Genomic DNA, 17,666 nt, shown 5'->3' with positions numbered 1-17,666 from the left:
GTCCGGTCGGTGACCACCAGGTCACCCGGCAGCGTCTCGCCCGCCCCGCTCGCTCCGGACCGAGCACGACCTGCGCGGTCCGACGAAGGCACGCTGAACTGGTCGTTCCGACCGGACGGCTTCCGCTCCCGGCGTAAGGTCACCGCATGTTCTTCTTCACGATCCGGCGTCTGCTCGCGTCGGTCCTCGTGTTGCTGGTCAGCTCGTTCCTGGTGTTCGCGCTGTGCGCGGCCAGCTTCGATCCGCTGGCCAGGTACTACACCCAGAACCCCCGGCCGCCGGAGTCCTTCTTCATCAACCTCCGCGAGACGCTGGGGCTGGACGACAACTTCTTCGTCCGCTACTGGCGCTGGCTCTCCGGGGCGCTGACGGGTGACTTCGGCGAGACGATCAACGGCACCCCGGTCGCCGATCAGCTCTGGCCGCGGTTGATGGTCACGGGGCGGATGATCGTCGGTGCCGTGGTGATCGCCATCCTGCTGGCGATCATCGTGGGGGTCATCGGCGCCGTGCGGCAGTACAAGGCCTCCGACTACACCTTCACCTTCATCGCCTACATCCTCATCGCCCTGCCGACCTTCTGGTTCGCCGCGCTGCTCAAGGAGTACGTCGCCGGCGGGGTCAACGACCTCTTCGGGCAGCAACTGCTCTACACGATCGGGGAGGAGACCCCGGGGCTGTCGCTCTACGCCTCCGGCTGGGAACTCTGGTCCGACCGGCTCGGGCACCTGGTGCTGCCCACGATCAGCCTGGCCGCCTTGTCCTTCGCCGCCTGGAGCCGGTTCCAGCGCGCTGCGATGCTCGACGTCCTGGGGTCGGACTACATGCGCCTGGCCCGGGCCAAGGGGCTCACCTACCGCCGCACCGTGGTCAAGCACGGGCTGCGCAACGCGCTGATCCCGCTGACCACGGTGGTCGCGCTGGGCGTAGGCACGCTGCTCGGCGGCGCGGTCATCACCGAGACGGTGTTCGTCTGGCACGGCATGGGCGAGTACCTGCTGCGCAACGGCATCGGCCAGGACGACATCAACGTGGTGCTGGGCTGGTTGTTGATCAGCGCCGTCTTCGTCGTCGTCTTCAACCTGGTCGCCGACATCCTGTACGCGGTCCTCGACCCGCGCATCCGGCTGTCCTGACCCGGCCCCGCGAGAAGGAACGAGCCCATGGCCACCACTCAGACCACCACCGGACCCGTGGTGCCCGCGACACCCGGCACGCCCGAGGGCGGCGGGATCGAGCGCGAGTTCACCGTCAAGGCGCGCAGCCAGCGGCAGCAGATCGTCGGCCGCTTCCTGCACAACAAGGTCGGGATGGCCGGGCTGGTCATCTTCGTCCTGCTGTTGGCCTTCGGGTTCCTCGGCCCGCTGGTCACCGGCGTTGACTACGCCGACCAGGACAGTGCCTATCAGTCGGTCCCCCCGGGCACCGATGGCTACCTGCTGGGCAGCGACGCGATCGGCCGTGACCTCATGGCCGGGCTCATGACCGGGGTCCAGCGATCACTGTTCATCGTGCTGCTCTTCGTCGCGATCGCCTTCCCGCTGGGCCTGCTGGTCGGCGCCCTGGCCGGCTACTTCGGCAGGTGGGTCGACAGCCTCCTGATGCGCTTCGTCGACCTGATCCTCACCGTGCCGCTGCTGGTCGTGCTGATCGTCGTCGCCAGCAACTTCCCGGGCTCCCGCACCCCGCTGGGCGTCGGGATCATCCTAGGGCTGTTCGGCTGGCTCGACCTCGCCCGGATCGTGCGCAGCCAGTTCCTCTCCCTGCGGGAGAAGGAGTACGTCGAGGCCGCCCACGCGATGGGCGCCTCCAACGGGCGGATCATCTTCAAGCACCTGATCCCCAACGCGCTGGGGTCGCTGATCGTCTGGACGACGCTAGCCGCCGCCACCGCGATCACCCTGGAGGCCGCGCTGACCTACCTGGGCTTCGGGGTAAACGGCGCCAACCAGACCTCCCTGGGGCGGCTGGTCTCCGACGGGGTGCAGGCGGCGAGCACCCGCCCCTGGCTCTTCTACTTCCCCGGCATCGCCCTGCTCGTCATCGTGTTGTCGATCAACCTGATCGGCGACGGGATCCGGGATGCCTTCGACCCGAACAACCGCCGCGTGCGGGCCTGAGAAGGAGCTCCATGTCCACGATCGGGACCTCGGGCCCCGCCATGTCCGGTGCCACCTCCACGGGCACCATGACCCAGGGCCGGACCACCAGCCTCCCCGACTTCGACCCGGCGGCGCCGCTGCTGGAGGTCACCGACCTCAACGTCCGGTTCCCCACCGAGGACGGCCTGGTCCACGCCGTCCGCGGGGTCGACTACTCGCTGCGCTCCGGTGAGGTGCTCGGCATCGTCGGCGAGTCCGGCTCCGGAAAGTCCGTGACTTCGCTGGCGGTGATGGGGCTGCTGCCCGGCTCCGCCCGGGTCACCGGCTCGATCAAGTACCGCGGCCAGGAGCTACTCGGGCAGAGCGACCGCAGCATGTCGCGGATCCGCGGCAAGGGCGTCTCGATGATCTTCCAGGACCCGATGACGTCGCTGGACCCGGTCTACAAGGTCGGCGCGCAGATCGAGGAGACGCTGCGCATCCACGACAAGCAGCTGTCCTCGAAGGCCGCGGAGGCGCGGGCCGTGGAGCTGCTGGAGCTGGTCGGCATCCCCAACGCCGGCGACCGCGTGGACGCCTACCCGCACGAGTTCTCCGGCGGCATGCGCCAGCGGGTGGTCATCGCGATCGCCATGGCCAACCAGCCCGAGGTGATCATTGCCGACGAGCCGACCACGGCTCTCGACGTCACCGTCCAGGCGCAGATCCTCGAGGTGCTGCAGACCGCCCTCCAGGAGACCGGCGCCGCGATGGTCATGATCACCCACGACCTGGGTGTCGTGGCCGGCATCGCCGACCGCGTCCTGGTCATGTACGCCGGGCGGCCGGTGGAGATCGGCAGCGTCGAGGACATCTACTACGAGCCCCGGATGCCGTACACGCTCGGCCTGCTCGGCTCGTTGCCTCGGCTGGACTCCGCGACCCGGGAGCGGCTCACCCCGATCCAGGGTGCGCCGCCCTCCGTGGTGAACATGCCACCCGGCTGCCCGTTCGCGCCGCGCTGCCCGCTGCACATCGCCGAGTGCGACGAGGCCGAGCCCGAGCGGTTCCAGGTCGGCCCCGGTCACACCGCCGCCTGCATCCGCACCGAGGAGGTCGCCGCCGCCCACGGGCGGGCCGCCGACATCTTCAGCGAGTCCGCCGCCGACGCCACCCTCGAGGCGGCACGGGTCCCGGCCGGAGTCGCCGACGCCCAGAGCGACCTGGACGGCGACGGTCCCGCCGTCCCGCCCGGCGACCAGACGGCGCCCCGGGCCGGTCAGAGCGACGCCGGCACCCAGAGCGTCGTCAGCGCCCCGCCACGCCCCACGAACGGAGACCGGGCATGACCGCCCCCACCACCCAGCGCCCTGCCGGCGGTGCGCCCGACCGCGGCGAGCCGATCCTGTCGGTGCGCGGCCTGGAGAAGCACTTCCCGATCAAGGGCGGCGGCCTGGTCAAGCGGACCGTCGGGGCCGTGCGCGCTGTCGACGGCATCGACCTGGACCTCTACCCCGGTGAGGTGCTCGGCCTGGTCGGGGAGTCCGGGTGTGGCAAGTCCACGACCGGGCGCGCCATCCTCAACCTCCAGCCGGCCACCGCCGGCTCGGTGGTCTTCCAGGGGCGGGAGCTCGTCGGGCTCAACCGCAAGCAGATGCGCCCGCTGCGCCGGGACATCCAGCTGATCTTCCAGGACCCCTACGCCTCGCTGAACCCGCGGTTGCCGGTCTTCGACATCGTCGCCGAGCCGATGGTCATCCACGGGCTCACCAAGGACCAGGACGAGCTGCGCTCGCGGGTGCGGGAGCTGGTGGAGACCGTCGGGCTGAACCCGGAGCACACCAACCGGTACCCGGCCGAGTTCTCCGGTGGGCAGCGGCAGCGCATCGGGATCGCCCGCGCGCTCGCGCTGCAGCCCAAGGTGCTGGTCCTCGACGAGCCGGTGTCGGCGCTGGACGTCTCGATCCAGGCCGGCGTCATCAATCTGCTCGAGGACCTGAAGAGCAACCTGGGCCTGAGCTACCTGTTCATCGCCCACGACCTGTCGGTGGTCCGGCACATCTCCGACCGGGTCGCGGTCATGTACCTGGGGCGGATCATCGAGATCGCCGACCAGGAGGAGCTGTTCAACCGCCCGGCGCACCCGTACACGCAGGCGCTGCTGTCGGCGATCCCGCTGCCCGACCCGCGCCGCGAGCGCGCCCGGCAGCGGATCATCATCACCGGCGACGTCCCGAGCCCGGCCAACCCGCCCTCGGGGTGCCGGTTCCGCACCCGGTGCCAGAAGTTCGCCAACGAGCTCACCGACGGCCAGCGCGAGATCTGCATGACGGAGGACCCGAAGCTCGAGGACCGCGGCGCCGGCCACCTCAACGCCTGCCACTACGCCGAGGTCAAGTCGGTGCTGTGATGTTCGCGATCCTCCGGACCGCACCGCGGCCAGCGGCCGTGCCCGGCTCTCGGTGAGCCGTTTCGTCGGATCTGAGCAGGACCCTCCGGGCCCGTGCTCGGATCCGACAGCTCGCTCCGCTCGCGCACTGCTGCGCGGCCGGGTCGCGGGTCGGCTGTCGTGACGCGCCTGCGTCGGTGGCAGGCGAGAGTCCTCCGGACGCCGCGCCTGGCACCGACAGCTCGCCGCGCTCGCGTCCGTTGGCGGACACGGGTACGAGCGTCCTGGGCCGTCACGGTGTAATTGCTCGTGTGACTGCTCCACGCCGGCTGATGCTCGTGCACGCCCATCCCGACGACGAGACGATCAACAACGGGGCCACGATGGCCCGGTACGTCGCCGAGGGGGCGCACGTCACCCTGCTCACCTGCACGCTGGGGGAGGAGGGCGAGGTGCTGGTGCCCGAGCTCGCCCAGCTGGCCGCCGACCAGGCCGACCAGCTCGGCGGCTACCGGATCGGTGAGCTGGCCGCGGCGATGGCCGCGCTCGGCGTCACCGACTGGCGCTTCCTCGGCGGGGCGGGCCGGTATCGCGACTCCGGGATGATGGGAACGGCGGCCAACGACGCGCCCCGCGCCTTCTGGCGGGCCGACCTGGACGAGGCGGTCGCGCACGCGGTCGCCGTCGTCCGTGAGGTGCGCCCGCAGGTGCTGGTCACCTACGACGAGGACGGCGGCTACGGGCACCCCGACCACATCCAGGCGCACCGGGTCGCGATGGGTGCGGTGGAGGCTGCCGCCGACCCCGGCTACCGGGCCGACCTCGGGCCGGCCTGGCAGGTGGCGAAGGTCTACTGGAACGCAATGCCCCGCTCGGTCCTGCAGCGGGGCATCGACGCGATGGCCGCCCTGGGGGAGGAGTCGCCCTTCGCCGCGCTGGGCGACCTGGACGAGGTGCCGTTCGCCGTCGCCGACGTCGTCGTCACCACCGAGGTCGACGCCCGCGCCCACGCCGGGGCCAAGGAGGCCGCGATGCGCGCCCACCCGACCCAGATGACGGTGGACGGCCCGTTCTTCGCACTGTCGAACAACCTGGGCCAGGAGGTGCTGGCCACCGAGCACTACCGGCTGGTGCGCGGGGAGCGGGGCCCGGCCGGGTCGGGCCCGCAGGGCTGGGAGGACGACCTGTTCGCCGGGCTGCCGGGGTGAGGGTGCTCCGACTGCTGGGCTGGTCGGTCGCGGCGGTGGTCGTCGCCGCCTGGCTGGCGCTGGTCGAGGTGCTCTGGCTGCCCTGGCGGGTCGGCGGGGTCCCGGTGCCGCTGTCCCTGCTCGTGGCCGTGGTCGGCAACCTGCTGCTGGTCGACGCGGCCCGCCGGCTGTCGGGCTCGCGGCTGGTCGCCGTCCTGCCCGCCGTGGTCTGGCTGGCCGTCGCGCTGACCGGCACGATGCGCCGGCCGGAGGGCGACCTGCTGCTCCCCGGCGGCGACGCGGTCACGCAGGCGACCACCCTCGGGTTCCTGCTGCTCGGCGTGGTGGCTGCCGCCTTCGCCGTCGGCCGGGCGCTGGGCGCTGCGCCGGTCAGGCCGGCCGGTGCCGGTAGTGGTAGCGGTGGTGCTCGATGAACCCCGCCTGCCGGTAGAGCGCCCGGGCTGCGGCGTTCCCGGCGGTCACCTGCAGGTAGACCGAGTGCGCGCCCCGTTCGGCCGCCCACCGTCCCAGCGCGGCCATCACGGCGGTGGCCAGCCCGCGACGACGGTGCTCCTCGGCCACGGTGACCGCGGTGACCCCCAGCCAGCCGTCGGTCAGTGCCCCCCGGGCGACCGCCGCCAGCGGGGCCGGTGCCGGGTCGAGGCGCACCGAGGCGAAGACGACGTCCGCGGCGGAGGTGAGCACCTGACGGGCGACCGGCGGGAGCGCCGCCCCCCGGTGCCGGTAGCCGGCCAGCCAGGCGTCGTCCGGCGTGGGGGAGAGGTCGACCGGGACGGCGGGCTCGGCCGGCCGGCCGACCGGTGCGGTGAGCACCAGCACGTCCTCGTCCCGGGTCCACCCGGCCTCGTCGAAGGCCGCATCGGCGCGCCGGGACTGCACGCCGGGCAGCTGGGCGGACGGCCGGAGACCCCGGTCGTCGTACCAGCGGGTGACGGCGGCGACCGCCTCGGGCAGCGGCAGCCCGGGGTCACCGACGACCAGCGCCGAGTTGGCCCGCCCGGTGAAGCCACCACCGGCGCGCAGCAGCCAGTCGCCCAGCCGCTCCTCCGCCAGGGCCTGCCAGCCACGGGCGGCCAGCAGTTCCAGCTCCGGTACCCCCAGGGGTGAGCGCCGCTGTCCCATGGGTCGATCCTGCGGTCTCAGGTGGGCGGGGCCGTCACCGGGGTCGGCAGCCGCTCGGCGAGCCAGTCGAGGACGTGCTCGGCCGCCATCGGCCGGGCCACGTGGTAGCCCTGGGCGACGTCGCACCGCCACTCCCGCAGGGCGGCCAGCGCGGCGGCGTCCTCGACGCCCTCCACCACGATCGTCATCCCCAGGTCCCGGCCCAGCTGCAGCGTGCTGCGCACGATGGCCGCCGCCCGGACGTCGGAGGTGAGCTGGCCGACGAAGCTCCGGTCCAGCTTCAGCTCGTGCACCGGCAGCGCACGCAGGTACGACAGGGACGAGTAGCCGGTGCCGTAGTCGTCGATCGAGAGCCGGACGCCGAGGGCCCGCAGCCCGGCGAGCACCTGGGAGCTGCGCGCCGCGTCGGCCATCAGCACGTCCTCGGTGATCTCCAGGGTGAGCGCGGCGGCCGGCACCTCGGTCGCCTCCAGCAGCATGGCGACCTGGTCGGGCAGGGCGACGTCGGCGAGGTTGGACACCGACAGGTTCACCGCGACCGACAGGTCGTGGCCGGCGGCCCGCCAGCCCTGCAGGTCGCGGAGGGAGCGCTCCAGCACCCGCAGCGCGAGCCGCCGCATCAGGCCGGCCTGCTCGGCGAGGCCGAGGAAGGTGTCCGGGGCGAGCAGGCCCCGCTCGGGGTGCTCCCAGCGCACCAGCGCCTCCACGCCGGTGACCTGGCCGCTGCGCAGGTCCAGCTGGGGCTGGTAGTGCGGCACGAGCTGGTCGGAGTCGAGCGCGTCGCGCAGCTCCTCGAGGGTCTGCAGCCGGTCGCGGGGGTCCGTGGCGCCGTCCGGCGTCCAGACCTGGGAGCCGTCCCGGGCCCGCTTGGCCGAGTACATCGCGGTGTCGGCACGGGCGAGCAGCAGCGAGCGGTCCCGGCCGTGGTCGGGGCACACCGCGATGCCGATGCTGGCGTCGACGTGCAGCGACATGCCGTCGAGCACGAAGGCCTCGCGCAGGGCGGCGCCCAGTCGGTCGGCGACCTCCTGGGCCCGGGCCGCGTCGGCGTCGGGCAGCAGGACGGCGAACTCGTCGCCCCCCATCCGGGCCAGCAGGTCCGCCGGTCCCAGTGGCTGCTCGAGGCGGGGGCCGACCAGGCGCAGCAGTTCGTCGCCGACGCTGTGCCCGAAGCTGTCGTTGACCTCCTTGAAGCGGTCCAGGTCGATCATCAGCACCGCACAGGACCGGGCGGGCGTCGCGTAGACGGTGCGCTCCAGCTCCTCGGTGAAGCGCCGTCGGTTGGCCAGGCCGGTGAGCGGGTCGTTGTGCGCCTCGAGCGCCAGTTGCTGGACGCGCAGCTGCTCCACCGCCCGCAGCTCGGCGTTCTGCACGACGAGGGCCCCCTCGAGCACCACCTGCTGGACGGCCTGGCGCAGCGACGGGGACCACTCGCCGGTCCCGCTGGAGGAGCCGGTGACGACCATGCCGAGCAGCCGGTCGCCGGACAGCAGCGGCACGCTGAGGTAGGAGGTGAGGCCCAGCGCGTGCACCAGGTCGGCGTCCAGCAGGTCGCTGGCGACGGCGTCGGGGACGAAGACCGGGCGTCGGTCGCGGACGGTCAGCTGCCACAGCCGGACGTCGCTGACGTCCTGGCCGACCAGCCGGTCGCGGATCACCTGGATGTTCTGCTCGGGCCACCCGACGTGGCGCACCTCGCCCAGTCGACCGGCGTCGTCGAGCAGGTAGGCGGCGCTGCGCTCGGTGCCGGCGAGTCCCCGCACGACGGTGGCCAGCACCTCGGCAGCCTCGGCCACCCCGGTCGCCGACGCTCCGTCGACGAGCAGCTGGCGGACGGCGCGGGCGGTGCTGAGCGATGCGGCGCGGGCCTCGGTGGCGCGCGCCTGCTCGATGACCCCACCCAGGTGTGCACCGGCGGCCGAGGCGAGCCGGCGGACGTCCTCGGAGAAGGGCTGGATCGAGGGGCTGTCCAGGGTCAGCACGCCGGACAGCTGGGGGCTGCGGCCCAGGGGCACGGCGAGGCCCGAGGCGATGCCGAACGCGTCGACCCACCAGCCGGTCAGCAGCTCGGAGTCCCGGTCGGCGGACATCGGGCGACCGGTGCGCAGCACCTCGTCGGCCAGCCGGAGCGGCTCCGGTGCCTGGCGGAACTGCGTCCAGGAGCCGATGTCGCGCCGGCCGTCGGCGTAGCTGGCCATCCGTGGCACCAGGACGCCGTCCTCCAGCAGGAAGACGCAGGCGCGGTGGACCTCGCCCAGCGCGGCGAGCTGCTCGCAGGCCGAGCCGAGGAGCTGGTCCATCGACCGGGCGAGGGCCGCGCTCTCGATCAGCCCGAGCAGCACCTCGGCCTGGGCCAGCCGACGCTGCTCCGAACGGCGCGTCCAGGCCTCCTGCAGGGCCACCGCCAGCCGCGGGGTGGCGTGCCGCAGCTGCGACGCCGAGGCCGCCGCGGCCGGCTCGATGACGAGGGCACCGACGACCTCGTCGCCCACCAGGAGCGGCTCGCCGTGGGCGGAGCGGACGCCGTAGCGGTCCGCCTCGTCGGCGAGCGACCGCGGGGCGTCGTCGAGGTGCATGTTCAGGGTGCGGCGTTCGCCGATCACCGCGGAGAGCACCGGTGAACGCTCCAGGGACAGCGGCACCCGTTCGCCGGGCGGCACCTGACCGACCGGTCCACCGGAGCGGACCTGGCGGAAGGGGACGGCGACGCCGGTGCTGGCCTCGTGCACCCAGACGGCGACCCGGCTGGCGCCGGAGGTGCGCTGCAGCCGGAGCATGAGCTGTTCGAGGGCGGCGACGGCGTCGTACGGCGAGGGCGGGTCGCCCTGCGCCTGCACCCCGTCGCCGGACGTCCTCGACTCTGACACACCGCTCCATCGGCGGGACGGGTCGGCTCTTGAGGGTGTGCGGCAGGTCACCCCCCGATCGGGTGGCGCGGTCCGGCGGCGCGTCGGCGGCCCACCCATCGCGCTGAGCGGGCAGGCCTCGGGTGATACTGGACATGATCCACCGCAGTCCCTGGCCCGCCAGGGAGCTCACCGCCCCGCACGTCCCGGAGGAACCCCGTGACCTACGTCATCACCCAGGCCTGTGTCGACGTCCTCGACAAGGCGTGCATCGACGAGTGTCCGGTGGACTGCATCTACGAGGGCGACCGGATGCTGTACATCCACCCCGACGAGTGCGTGGACTGCGGCGCCTGCGAGCCGGTCTGCCCGGTGGAGGCCATCTACTACGAGGACGACGTCCCGGACAAGTGGAAGGACTTCTACAACGCCAACGTGGAGTTCTTCTCCGACCTGGGCAGCCCCGGTGGTGCCGCCAAGACCGGCAAGATCAACAAGGACCACCCGCTGGTGGCCGCGCTCCCGCCCCAGGGCGAGTGAGCACGGTCCGGCTGCCGGACTTCCCCTGGGACTCGCTGGGCCCCGCCCGCGCTCGCGCCGCTGAGCACCCCGGTGGTGCGGTCGACCTGTCGATCGGCACGCCGGTGGACCCGACCCCGGCCCTGCTGGGGGAGGCGCTGGCCGCGGCCGGCAACGCCCCCGGGTACCCGACGGCGTTGGGCACCGTGGACGTGCGGCGGGCGGCGGCCGGCTGGCTCTCCCGCCGGCTCGGCGTCCAGCTGGCCGACCCGCTGGGGGCCGTGCCGTCGGTGATCCCGACGGTGGGCTCCAAGGAGCTCGTCGCGCTGCTGCCGACGCTGCTGGGGCTCTCCGGCACCGGGACGGTGCTCATCCCCGAGGTCGCCTACCCGACCTACGAGGTGGGCGCCGTCGTGGCCGGGCTCTCCGTGCAGCGCACCGACACCCCGCCGGCGGTCCGTGGCGACGCCGTCCTGGTCTGGCTGAACTCGCCGGGCAACCCGCACGGCCGGGTGCTCACCGACGACGAGCTGCGCGCCTGGGTGGCCTGGGGCCGCACGCACGGCGTGCCCGTGGTGGCCGACGAGTGCTACGTCGAGCTGGGCTGGGACGGCGTCCGGCCGAGGTCGGTGCTGCACCCCGACGTCGCCGGGCCGGACCACACCGGTCTGCTGGCCGTCCACTCGCTGTCCAAGCAGTCGACCGCCGCCGGCTACCGCGCCGGCCTGCTGTCCGGTGACCCGGCGCTGGTCCGCCGGGTGTGGGAGGTGCGCCGCCACCTCGGTCTGCTGGTGCCCACGCCGGTGCAGGCGGCGATGGCCGCCGCGCTGGCCGACGACGGCCACGTGGACGCCCAGCGGGAGCGCTACCGGTCCCGCCGGGACCGGCTGGCCCCGGCCGTACGGGCCACCGGCGCCCGGATCGACCACTCCGAGGCCGGCCTGTACCTCTGGGTCACCCGCGACGAGGACTGCTGGGCGACGATCGACTGGCTCGCGGGGCTGGGCATCGTGGCCGCACCCGGCAGCTTCTACGGCCCGGCCGGGAGCCGGCACGTCCGGCTGGCGCTCACCGCCACCGACGAGCGGATCGACGCCGCCGTGCAGCGCCTCACCAGCTAGCCCGCGAGCGTGGCGCGGTGGGCCGCCGGGCTGACCCCGGTGGCGCGCTTGAACGCGGTGCTCAGCGCGAAGGGGCTGGCGTAGCCCACCCGGTGGGCGATGCCGGAGAGGGTCAGGGTGCGGTCGCGGAGCAGGTCGGTGGCGAGCGCGATCCGCCAGCTGGTCAGGTAGCTCATCGGCGGCTCGCCCACGAGCTCGGTGAACCGCCGCGCCAGCGTCGCCCGGGCGACCCCGACGCCGTCGGCGAGCGAGGCGACGGTCCACGGCTCCGCCGGGCGGTCATGGAGCAGGGTCAGCGCCGGCCCGACGACCGGGTCGCCGGCGGCCACGTACCAGCCGGGGGCGCGCGCCCCGGGCCGGGCGGCCCAGACCCGCAGCGCGGACACGAGGGTGACGTCCAGCAGCCGGTCCAGCACGGCCTCCTGGCCGGGCGCCTCCCGGGCGACCTCCGCGGCGAGCAGCCGGGTCACCGCGGACGTGCCCTCGTCGGCGGGGACGACCACCAGGGGCGGGAGCGCCCGCACCAGCCGCTCGCCCACCGCACCGGGCTGGGGGTAGGTCCCGGTGAGCAGCACGGTGCCCCCGGCGGCGTCGTTGCCCCACGCGCGGGTGCCCAGCTCGGCCATCACTGTGCCCGATCCGACGGGTGTGCACTCCTGCCCGGGGCCGACGGACACCTGCGGCGGCGTCGACGGCTCGTCGGCCACCGTGTAGTGCTGCGGGCCGCGGACCAGGGCGACGTCGCCGGCGCCGATGCGCTCGGTACGCCCGTCGGCGAGCACCACCCACGCCGAGCCGTGCAGGACGGCGAGCAGGGTCAGCGGAGCCTCGTCGGCGATCCGCATCGACCAGGGCGGGCTGAGCAGGGAGCGCAGCAGGAACGCACCCCGCGCGTGCGGGCCGTCGAGCAGGGCGGAGACGGCGTCCATGCGGCGCAGCGTAGACGCTGACGCATGTCATCGCGCTCCTCGGCGATGGATCGTCTCGATCCGTCTCGCTGTACTGACGTCATGACCGAACAGCTGATCCTCGTGACCGGCGGCACCGGGACGACCGGCCGCCGCATCGCCCACCGACTGCGGGCCCGGGGCGTGCCCGTGCGGGTCGCGTCCCGGAGCGCCGCCTGCCGGCTCGACTGGGCCGACCCCACCACCTGGGACGCCGCCCTGGCCGGCGCCTCCGCGGTCTACCTGGCGTACGCGCCGGACCTCGCCGTCCCGGGGGCGGACGACGTCCTGGCCGCCTTCACCGACCGGGCCGCCCGGGCCGGGGTCGGCCGGGTGGTGCTGCTGTCCGGCCGCGGCGAGCCCGCCGCGCAGCGGGCGGAGCAGGCGGTACGGGAGACCGCCAGCAGCGCCGGGCTGGACTGGACCGTGGTGCGCTGCAGCTGGTTCGTGCAGAACTTCACCGAGGGCCAGTTCGCCGATGCGGTGCGCACCGGTGAGCTCGCGCTGCCCGTGGACGACGTGGTCGAGCCGTTCGTGGACGCCGACGACATCGCCGACGTGGCCGTCGCGGCGCTGCTGGACGACGGACACGCCGGGCTCACCCACGAGCTGACCGGGCCGCGGGCGCTGACCTTCGCCGCGGCGGTGGCCGAGCTCGCCGCGGCGACGGGCAGGCCGGTGGCCTTCCGGTCGGTGCCGCTCGCGGAGTTCACCGCTGCCCTGGCGGGGGAGGGCGCGCCGCCGGAGGTGGTCGAGCTGATGACCCACCTGTTCACCGAGGTCCTGGACGGCCGCAACGCCGCGCCCACCGGCGGGGTGCAGCAGGCGCTGGGCCGCCCGGCCACCGACGTCACCGACGCGGTGCGGCGCAGCGCGCTCGCCGGGAGCCGGGCGTGAGCGCGGAGCGCCCACCCGTGCTGGTGGTCGCGACGATCGGGTCCGGGCTGGTCGCCGGGGCCTTCGCCGTCTTCAGCCTGATGGTGGTGCCGGCGCTGACCGCCCTGCCCGGCGCCGCCGGTGCGACGGCGATGCAGTCGGTCAACCGCACGGCGGTCCGCCCGGGCTTCATGACGCTGCTGTTCGGGACCGCGCTGGTCTGCCTGGTGCTGGGCGGGGCCGAGCTCGCCGGGGCCCGTCGGCCGGCCGTGCTGACCGGGGTCGCGCTGTACCTGTTCGGGGTCGTCGGGGTCACCGTGCTGGCGAACGTCCCGCTCAACGACGCGCTGGCCCGGCTGGACGCCGCGGCACCGGGTGCGGCGGAGGCGTGGCGGGAGAACGCCGGCCACTGGACCCGGTGGAACACCGTGCGCTCGGTCGCCGCGACGGGCGCGGCGACCGCCTTCCTGCTCGGGTCGGCCGACTGACCGCCGGTCACTCCAGGCGGAGCCGGAGCGGGAGCTCGAAGGCGCTCGGGGTGCTCTCCCAGCCGACCGCGGGGGTCCAGCGCCAGCCGTCCATCGCCACCTCGGTGAGTCCGAAGCCCTCGGCGTGCGCCACCGCCCAGGTGGCCTCCGGCCAGCCGGCGCCGGCGATGGAGACGGTGCCGTCGGTCTCGACCGTCGGCGGGCCGGCCTCCCGCCGGGCGGCCTCGGTGACCACGGCCGTCCGGTCGGCCAGGGTGGCCGGCCCGGCGCCCGGAGCCGCGCCGCAGGTCAAGGCGGAAGGAGAGGTGGCGAGCAGGGCACCGCTCAGCGCGCTCGCCATCGGCTCCCACTGCTGGTACGCCTCCGGGTACCCGCTGCGCTGGACCGCCTGGGCCACCTCGGTGAGCCGTCCGGTCTCCCAGCCGGGCACCTCGACCAGGCCGTCGAAGAACTTGCCGGCCGAGTAGACCGGGTCCCGCACCTGCGCCTCGCTGCCCCAGCCCTGCGAGGGCCGTTGCTGGAACAGACCGAGGGAGTCACGGTCGCCGTAGTCGAGGTTGCGCAGCCGGGACTCCTGCTGCGCGGTCGCCAGCGCGATGACGGTGGCCCGCGGCGGCAGGCCACGCGAGCGGGCCACCGCCGCGATCGTCGCCGCGTTGGCCGCCTGCTCGGCGGTGACGCTGACGTCCGAGCCGGGCACCGTGCACCCGGCGAGCACCGACGGCGTGCCCTCCTCCTCCCGCCACAGCAGCGCGATGGCGGCGAGGAGGGCGGCGACGAGCACCAGCGGCCACAGCGTCCGTGCGGGGCTCGTCCGGCGGGCACGGCGCCGCGGGGTGGGTCGCGCCGGAGGGCGGCGCGCCGGACGTGCCGCGGGGCGGGCGGCCCGCGGCGGGGGCCGTCGGCCCGCGACCGGGGTGCTCACCATCGCGCCGATCGTAGGTCGCCGAACTGTCAGGAACCTGGAAGGCGGGGGCCCGCGCGGCGGCCCCCGGCCTCAGTTGGCGTGCAGTGCGGCGTTGAGGGCGCCCCAGTCACCGTCGCGGGGCAGGGCCTCGAGCGCGCCGCTGAGGGAGTTGCGGCGGAACAGCAGGCCGTCGCGACCGGAGAGCTCGCCCGCCTTGATCGTCGTCCCGTCGGGGAGCGCGACCTTCGACCCGGCGGTGACGTAGCAGCCGGCCTCGACCACGCAGCCGTCGCCGAGGGAGATGCCGATGCCGGCGTTGGCGCCCAGCAGGCAGCCCTTGCCGATCGAGATGACCTGCTTGCCGCCACCGGAGAGGGTGCCCATGATCGAGGCGCCGCCGCCGACGTCGGAGTCGGCGCCGACGACGACGCCCGCGCTGATCCGGCCCTCCACCATCGAGGGGCCCAGCGTGCCGGCGTTGAAGTTGACGAAGCCCTCGTGCATGACCGTGGTGCCCTCGGCGAGGTGCGCGCCCAGCCGCACCCGGTCGGCGTCGGCGATCCGCACCCCCGAGGGGACGACGTAGTCGACCATCCGCGGGAACTTGTCGACCCCGAAGACGGTCAGGTGCCCGGCGTCCGAGCGCAGCCGGGCGCGCGCCGCGTCCAGCTCGGTGGCGAGCACCGGGCCCGCGCTGGTCCAGGCCACGTTGGCCAGCAGCCCGAAGACGCCGTACATGTTGACCCCGTGCGGCTGCACCAGCCGGGCGGAGAGCAGGTGCAGGCGCAGGTAGACGTCGTGGGCGTCGACCGGCGGGGCGGACAGGTCGGCGATGGTGGTGGAGACGGCGACCGACTGCACGCCGCGGGCCTCGTCGGTGCGGACCAGCCCGGAGAAGTCGGGCCCGAGCAGCCCCTCCAGCTCCAGCACCCCGATCGGCTGGGTGCCGCTCTCGCCCTGGTCGGCGCTGCTGAGCGTCGGGGAGGGGAACCAGGTGTCGAGCACCGTCCCGTCGGAGGTGAGGGTGGCGATGCCGACGCCGTTCGCGCCGGTGGTCTCTGCAGCGGTCGTCACGGGCAGTCAGGCTACCCAGGGCGCCGCAGCGCGGTCCGGCTGCAGGGGCCCGACCTCGCGTCGGCGAGGGGCGGGGGGCAACCAGGTCCTCCCTCACTACCCTCGGCGGTCGTGAGCCCCGACGACCAACCGCTGCCCCCGCTCGACCTGAGCGCCGACGTCCTCACCCTGACCCGGGCCCTGGTCGACGCCCCCTCGGTCTCGGGCACCGAGGGGCCACTGGCCGACGCCGTCGAGGCGGCGCTGCGCGGGCTGGGCGGCCTGGAGGTCGAGCGGGTGGGGGACACCGTGCTGGCCCGCACGAACCTGGACCGGCCCACCCGGATCGTGCTCGCCGGGCACCTGGACACCGTGCCGATCGCCGACAACGTGCCCAGCCGGGTCGAGGTCGTCGACGGCGAGGAACGGCTCTACGGCTGCGGCACCAGCGACATGAAGGCCGGCGACGCGGTGATGCTGCGGCTGGCCGGGATGTTCGGCGTCCCCGGGGCGCAGCCGGCCCGCGACCTCACGTTCGTCTTCTACGACAACGAGGAGGTCGAGGCGGTCCGCAACGGCCTGGGCCGGGTGGCCCGGGAGCGCCGCGGCTGGCTGTACGGCGACCTGGCGGTGCTGCTGGAGCCCACCGACGGGGTGGTCGAGGGCGGCTGCCAGGGCACGCTGCGCGTCGTCCTCACGGTGCCCGGCACCCGTGCGCACAGCGCGCGTTCCTGGCTCGGCGTCAATGCCGTGCACGGCGCCGCCGGCATCCTCGCCACCCTGGCCGCCCACCCGGCGCGGGAGGTCGAGATCGACGGTCTCCGCTACCGCGAGGGGCTCAACGCCGTGCGGATCGAGGGCGGGGTCGCCGGCAACGTCGTCCCGGACGTCTGCCGGGTGACCGTGAACTTCCGGTTCGCCCCGGACCGGGACGAGGACCAGGCCCTGGCGTACGTGCGCGAGGTCTTCGCCGACGCGCTGGCCGCCGGGGTCACCCTGGAGCTCACCGACACCTCCGGCGGCGCGCTGCCCGGCCTGTCGGAGCCGGCCGCCGCGGCGTTCGTCGCCGCGGTCGGGCAGCCGGCCCGGGCGAAGCTGGGCTGGACCGACGTGGCCCGCTTCGCCGCGTTCGGCATCCCGGCGGTGAACTACGGCCCGGGTGACCCGAACCTGGCCCACACCGTCGAGGAGCACGTCCGGGTCGACCGGTTGCAGCCGGCCGAGGACGCCTTGATCGCCTACCTGAGCGGGAGTGACGCATGAGCCAGACCGACGACGGTGCCCGGCGGCGGCCGATCCGGCACCGCGGGCCGATCACCCTGCGCGGCGGCGAGCCCGACCCGCAGAACGCCGGGACGACGACCGACCAGCGCCTGCTGGACCGCCGCGGCAGCAGCGACTGGGTGCACACCGACCCGTGGCGCGTGCTCCGGATACAGGCCGAGTTCGTCGAGGGCTTCGGCCTGCTGGCCGACCTGCCGCGCGCGGTGAGCGTCTTCGGCAGCGCCCGCACCCCGCGGGACTCCGCGTACTACGCCACCGGGGTGCAGCTGGGCGCAGCGCTGGCCGACGCCGGCTATGCGGTGATCACCGGCGGTGGCCCCGGCGCGATGGAGGCGGCGAACAAGGGCGCCTGCGACGCGGGGGGCACGTCGGTCGGGCTGGGCATCGAGCTGCCGTTCGAGCAGGAGCTCAACGAGTGGGTCGACGTCGGCGTGCTGTTCCGCTACTTCTTCGTGCGCAAGACGATGTTCGTCAAGTACGCCCAGGCGTTCGTCATCCTGCCCGGCGGTTTCGGCACGCTCGACGAGCTGTTCGAGGCGCTCACCCTGGTGCAGACCCGCAAGGTGACCCGGTTCCCGGTGATCCTGTTCGGCAGCGAGTACTGGTCCGGGCTGGTCGACTGGATCCGGCAGACGATGGTCGCGCAGGGGACGGTGAGCCCGGCGGACCTCGACCTGCTGCACGTCACCGATGACGTCGCCGAGGCGGTCGCGATCATCCAGGCCGCGGACGCCACTCGCGGTGAGCACGAGTCGGAGCCGCCCCCCGGGGAGGCGGTCCCCGACCCCGCTCCCGTTCCCGGCTCGGCCCCGGTCGACGACTGAG

At 74.2% G+C, this 17,666-nt stretch carries 17 protein-coding genes; 12 read left to right on the top strand and 5 right to left on the bottom strand.

From position 1 onward, the window contains the following. Nucleotides 1-146: 146 nt before the first annotated feature. The 6 genes from O2W15_RS02650 to O2W15_RS02625 all read left to right on the top strand — a co-directional run bounded on the left by O2W15_RS02650 (nucleotide 147) and on the right by O2W15_RS02625 (nucleotide 6,091). Nucleotides 147-1,136, top strand: coding sequence for an ABC transporter permease (locus O2W15_RS02650; RefSeq protein WP_269178278.1), 990 nt, complete (start codon nucleotides 147-149; stop codon nucleotides 1,134-1,136). Nucleotides 1,137-1,163: 27 nt separating this feature from the next. Next, nucleotides 1,164-2,120, top strand: coding sequence for an ABC transporter permease (locus tag O2W15_RS02645; protein WP_269178277.1), 957 nt, complete (start codon nucleotides 1,164-1,166; stop codon nucleotides 2,118-2,120). A gap of 11 nt (nucleotides 2,121-2,131) precedes the next feature. After that, nucleotides 2,132-3,430: an ABC transporter ATP-binding protein gene (locus tag O2W15_RS02640; RefSeq protein ID WP_269178276.1), complete on the top strand. Its 1,299-nt coding sequence runs from the start codon at nucleotides 2,132-2,134 to the stop codon at nucleotides 3,428-3,430. Continuing rightward, nucleotides 3,427-4,491 carry an ABC transporter ATP-binding protein gene (locus O2W15_RS02635; protein ID WP_269178275.1) on the top strand — a complete coding sequence of 355 codons (1,065 nt, stop codon included), beginning with the start codon at nucleotides 3,427-3,429 and terminating at the stop codon, nucleotides 4,489-4,491. Before O2W15_RS02640 ends, O2W15_RS02635 begins: the two co-directional genes overlap by 4 nt. 290 nt (nucleotides 4,492-4,781) lie before the next feature. Next, nucleotides 4,782-5,678, top strand: coding sequence for an N-acetyl-1-D-myo-inositol-2-amino-2-deoxy-alpha-D-glucopyranoside deacetylase (mshB, locus tag O2W15_RS02630; RefSeq protein WP_269178274.1), 897 nt, complete (start codon nucleotides 4,782-4,784; stop codon nucleotides 5,676-5,678). Beyond that, the gene (locus O2W15_RS02625; RefSeq protein WP_269178273.1) at nucleotides 5,675-6,091 is read left to right on the top strand and encodes a hypothetical protein; all 417 of its coding nucleotides are present in this window, start codon (nucleotides 5,675-5,677) and stop codon (nucleotides 6,089-6,091) included. Before mshB ends, O2W15_RS02625 begins: the two co-directional genes overlap by 4 nt. Here O2W15_RS02625 and O2W15_RS02620 read toward each other — a convergent pair. Beyond that, a complete protein-coding gene (locus tag O2W15_RS02620; RefSeq protein ID WP_269178272.1) occupies nucleotides 6,048-6,800 on the bottom strand; it encodes a GNAT family N-acetyltransferase in 753 nt (250 codons plus the stop codon). The two genes, O2W15_RS02625 and O2W15_RS02620, sit on opposite strands and share 44 nt — an antisense overlap. A 17-nt stretch (nucleotides 6,801-6,817) precedes the next feature. Next, a complete protein-coding gene (locus O2W15_RS02615) occupies nucleotides 6,818-9,667 on the bottom strand; it encodes a bifunctional diguanylate cyclase/phosphodiesterase (RefSeq protein ID WP_269178271.1) in 2,850 nt (949 codons plus the stop codon). Nucleotides 9,668-9,865: 198 nt separating this feature from the next. On the opposite strand from O2W15_RS02615, the gene fdxA reads away from it, so the two are divergent. Together fdxA and dapC are read left to right on the top strand one after the other, a co-directional pair. After that, entirely contained in the window at nucleotides 9,866-10,186 is a 321-nt protein-coding gene (fdxA, locus tag O2W15_RS02610; protein WP_014739194.1) for a ferredoxin, read from the top strand. Continuing rightward, nucleotides 10,183-11,286 (top strand): succinyldiaminopimelate transaminase, encoded by a 1,104-nt coding sequence (gene dapC, locus O2W15_RS02605; RefSeq protein ID WP_269178270.1) that lies wholly within the window; start codon nucleotides 10,183-10,185, stop codon nucleotides 11,284-11,286. The genes fdxA and dapC overlap by 4 nt, the downstream gene beginning before the upstream one ends. Here the strand turns inward: dapC and O2W15_RS02600 are convergent. Next, nucleotides 11,283-12,215: an AraC family transcriptional regulator gene (locus O2W15_RS02600; RefSeq protein ID WP_269178269.1), complete on the bottom strand. Its 933-nt coding sequence runs from the start codon at nucleotides 12,213-12,215 to the stop codon at nucleotides 11,283-11,285. The genes dapC and O2W15_RS02600 overlap by 4 nt on opposite strands. An 81-nt stretch (nucleotides 12,216-12,296) precedes the next feature. Here O2W15_RS02600 and O2W15_RS02595 point away from each other — a divergent pair, with 81 nt between their 5' ends. Both O2W15_RS02595 and O2W15_RS02590 read left to right on the top strand, forming a co-directional pair. Continuing rightward, a complete protein-coding gene (locus O2W15_RS02595) occupies nucleotides 12,297-13,130 on the top strand; it encodes an NAD(P)H-binding protein (RefSeq protein ID WP_269178268.1) in 834 nt (277 codons plus the stop codon). After that, entirely contained in the window at nucleotides 13,127-13,597 is a 471-nt protein-coding gene (locus O2W15_RS02590; protein WP_269178267.1) for an anthrone oxygenase family protein, read from the top strand. Before O2W15_RS02595 ends, O2W15_RS02590 begins: the two co-directional genes overlap by 4 nt. A 7-nt stretch (nucleotides 13,598-13,604) precedes the next feature. On the opposite strand, the gene O2W15_RS02585 is transcribed toward O2W15_RS02590, so the two are convergent. Together O2W15_RS02585 and dapD are read right to left on the bottom strand one after the other, a co-directional pair. After that, nucleotides 13,605-14,381 carry a hypothetical protein gene (locus O2W15_RS02585; protein ID WP_269164929.1) on the bottom strand — a complete coding sequence of 259 codons (777 nt, stop codon included), beginning with the start codon at nucleotides 14,379-14,381 and terminating at the stop codon, nucleotides 13,605-13,607. A gap of 213 nt (nucleotides 14,382-14,594) precedes the next feature. Further along, nucleotides 14,595-15,578 carry a 2,3,4,5-tetrahydropyridine-2,6-dicarboxylate N-succinyltransferase gene (gene dapD / locus O2W15_RS02580; protein WP_269178266.1) on the bottom strand — a complete coding sequence of 328 codons (984 nt, stop codon included), beginning with the start codon at nucleotides 15,576-15,578 and terminating at the stop codon, nucleotides 14,595-14,597. Nucleotides 15,579-15,689: 111 nt separating this feature from the next. Between dapD and dapE the strand changes: the two genes are divergently transcribed. Then, nucleotides 15,690-16,820 (top strand): succinyl-diaminopimelate desuccinylase, encoded by a 1,131-nt coding sequence (gene dapE / locus O2W15_RS02575; RefSeq protein WP_269178265.1) that lies wholly within the window; start codon nucleotides 15,690-15,692, stop codon nucleotides 16,818-16,820. Then, nucleotides 16,817-17,665 (top strand): TIGR00730 family Rossman fold protein, encoded by an 849-nt coding sequence (locus O2W15_RS02570; protein ID WP_269164926.1) that lies wholly within the window; start codon nucleotides 16,817-16,819, stop codon nucleotides 17,663-17,665. Before dapE ends, O2W15_RS02570 begins: the two co-directional genes overlap by 4 nt. The last annotated feature ends 1 nt before the right edge of the window (nucleotide 17,666 follow it).

The sequence above is a fragment of the Modestobacter sp. VKM Ac-2979 genome (assembly GCF_026967995.1).
GTDB lineage: Bacteria > Actinomycetota > Actinomycetes > Mycobacteriales > Geodermatophilaceae > Modestobacter.
The sequence above is the reverse complement of the archived record's forward strand: the minus strand, read 5'-3'. Positions and strand labels throughout refer to the sequence as shown.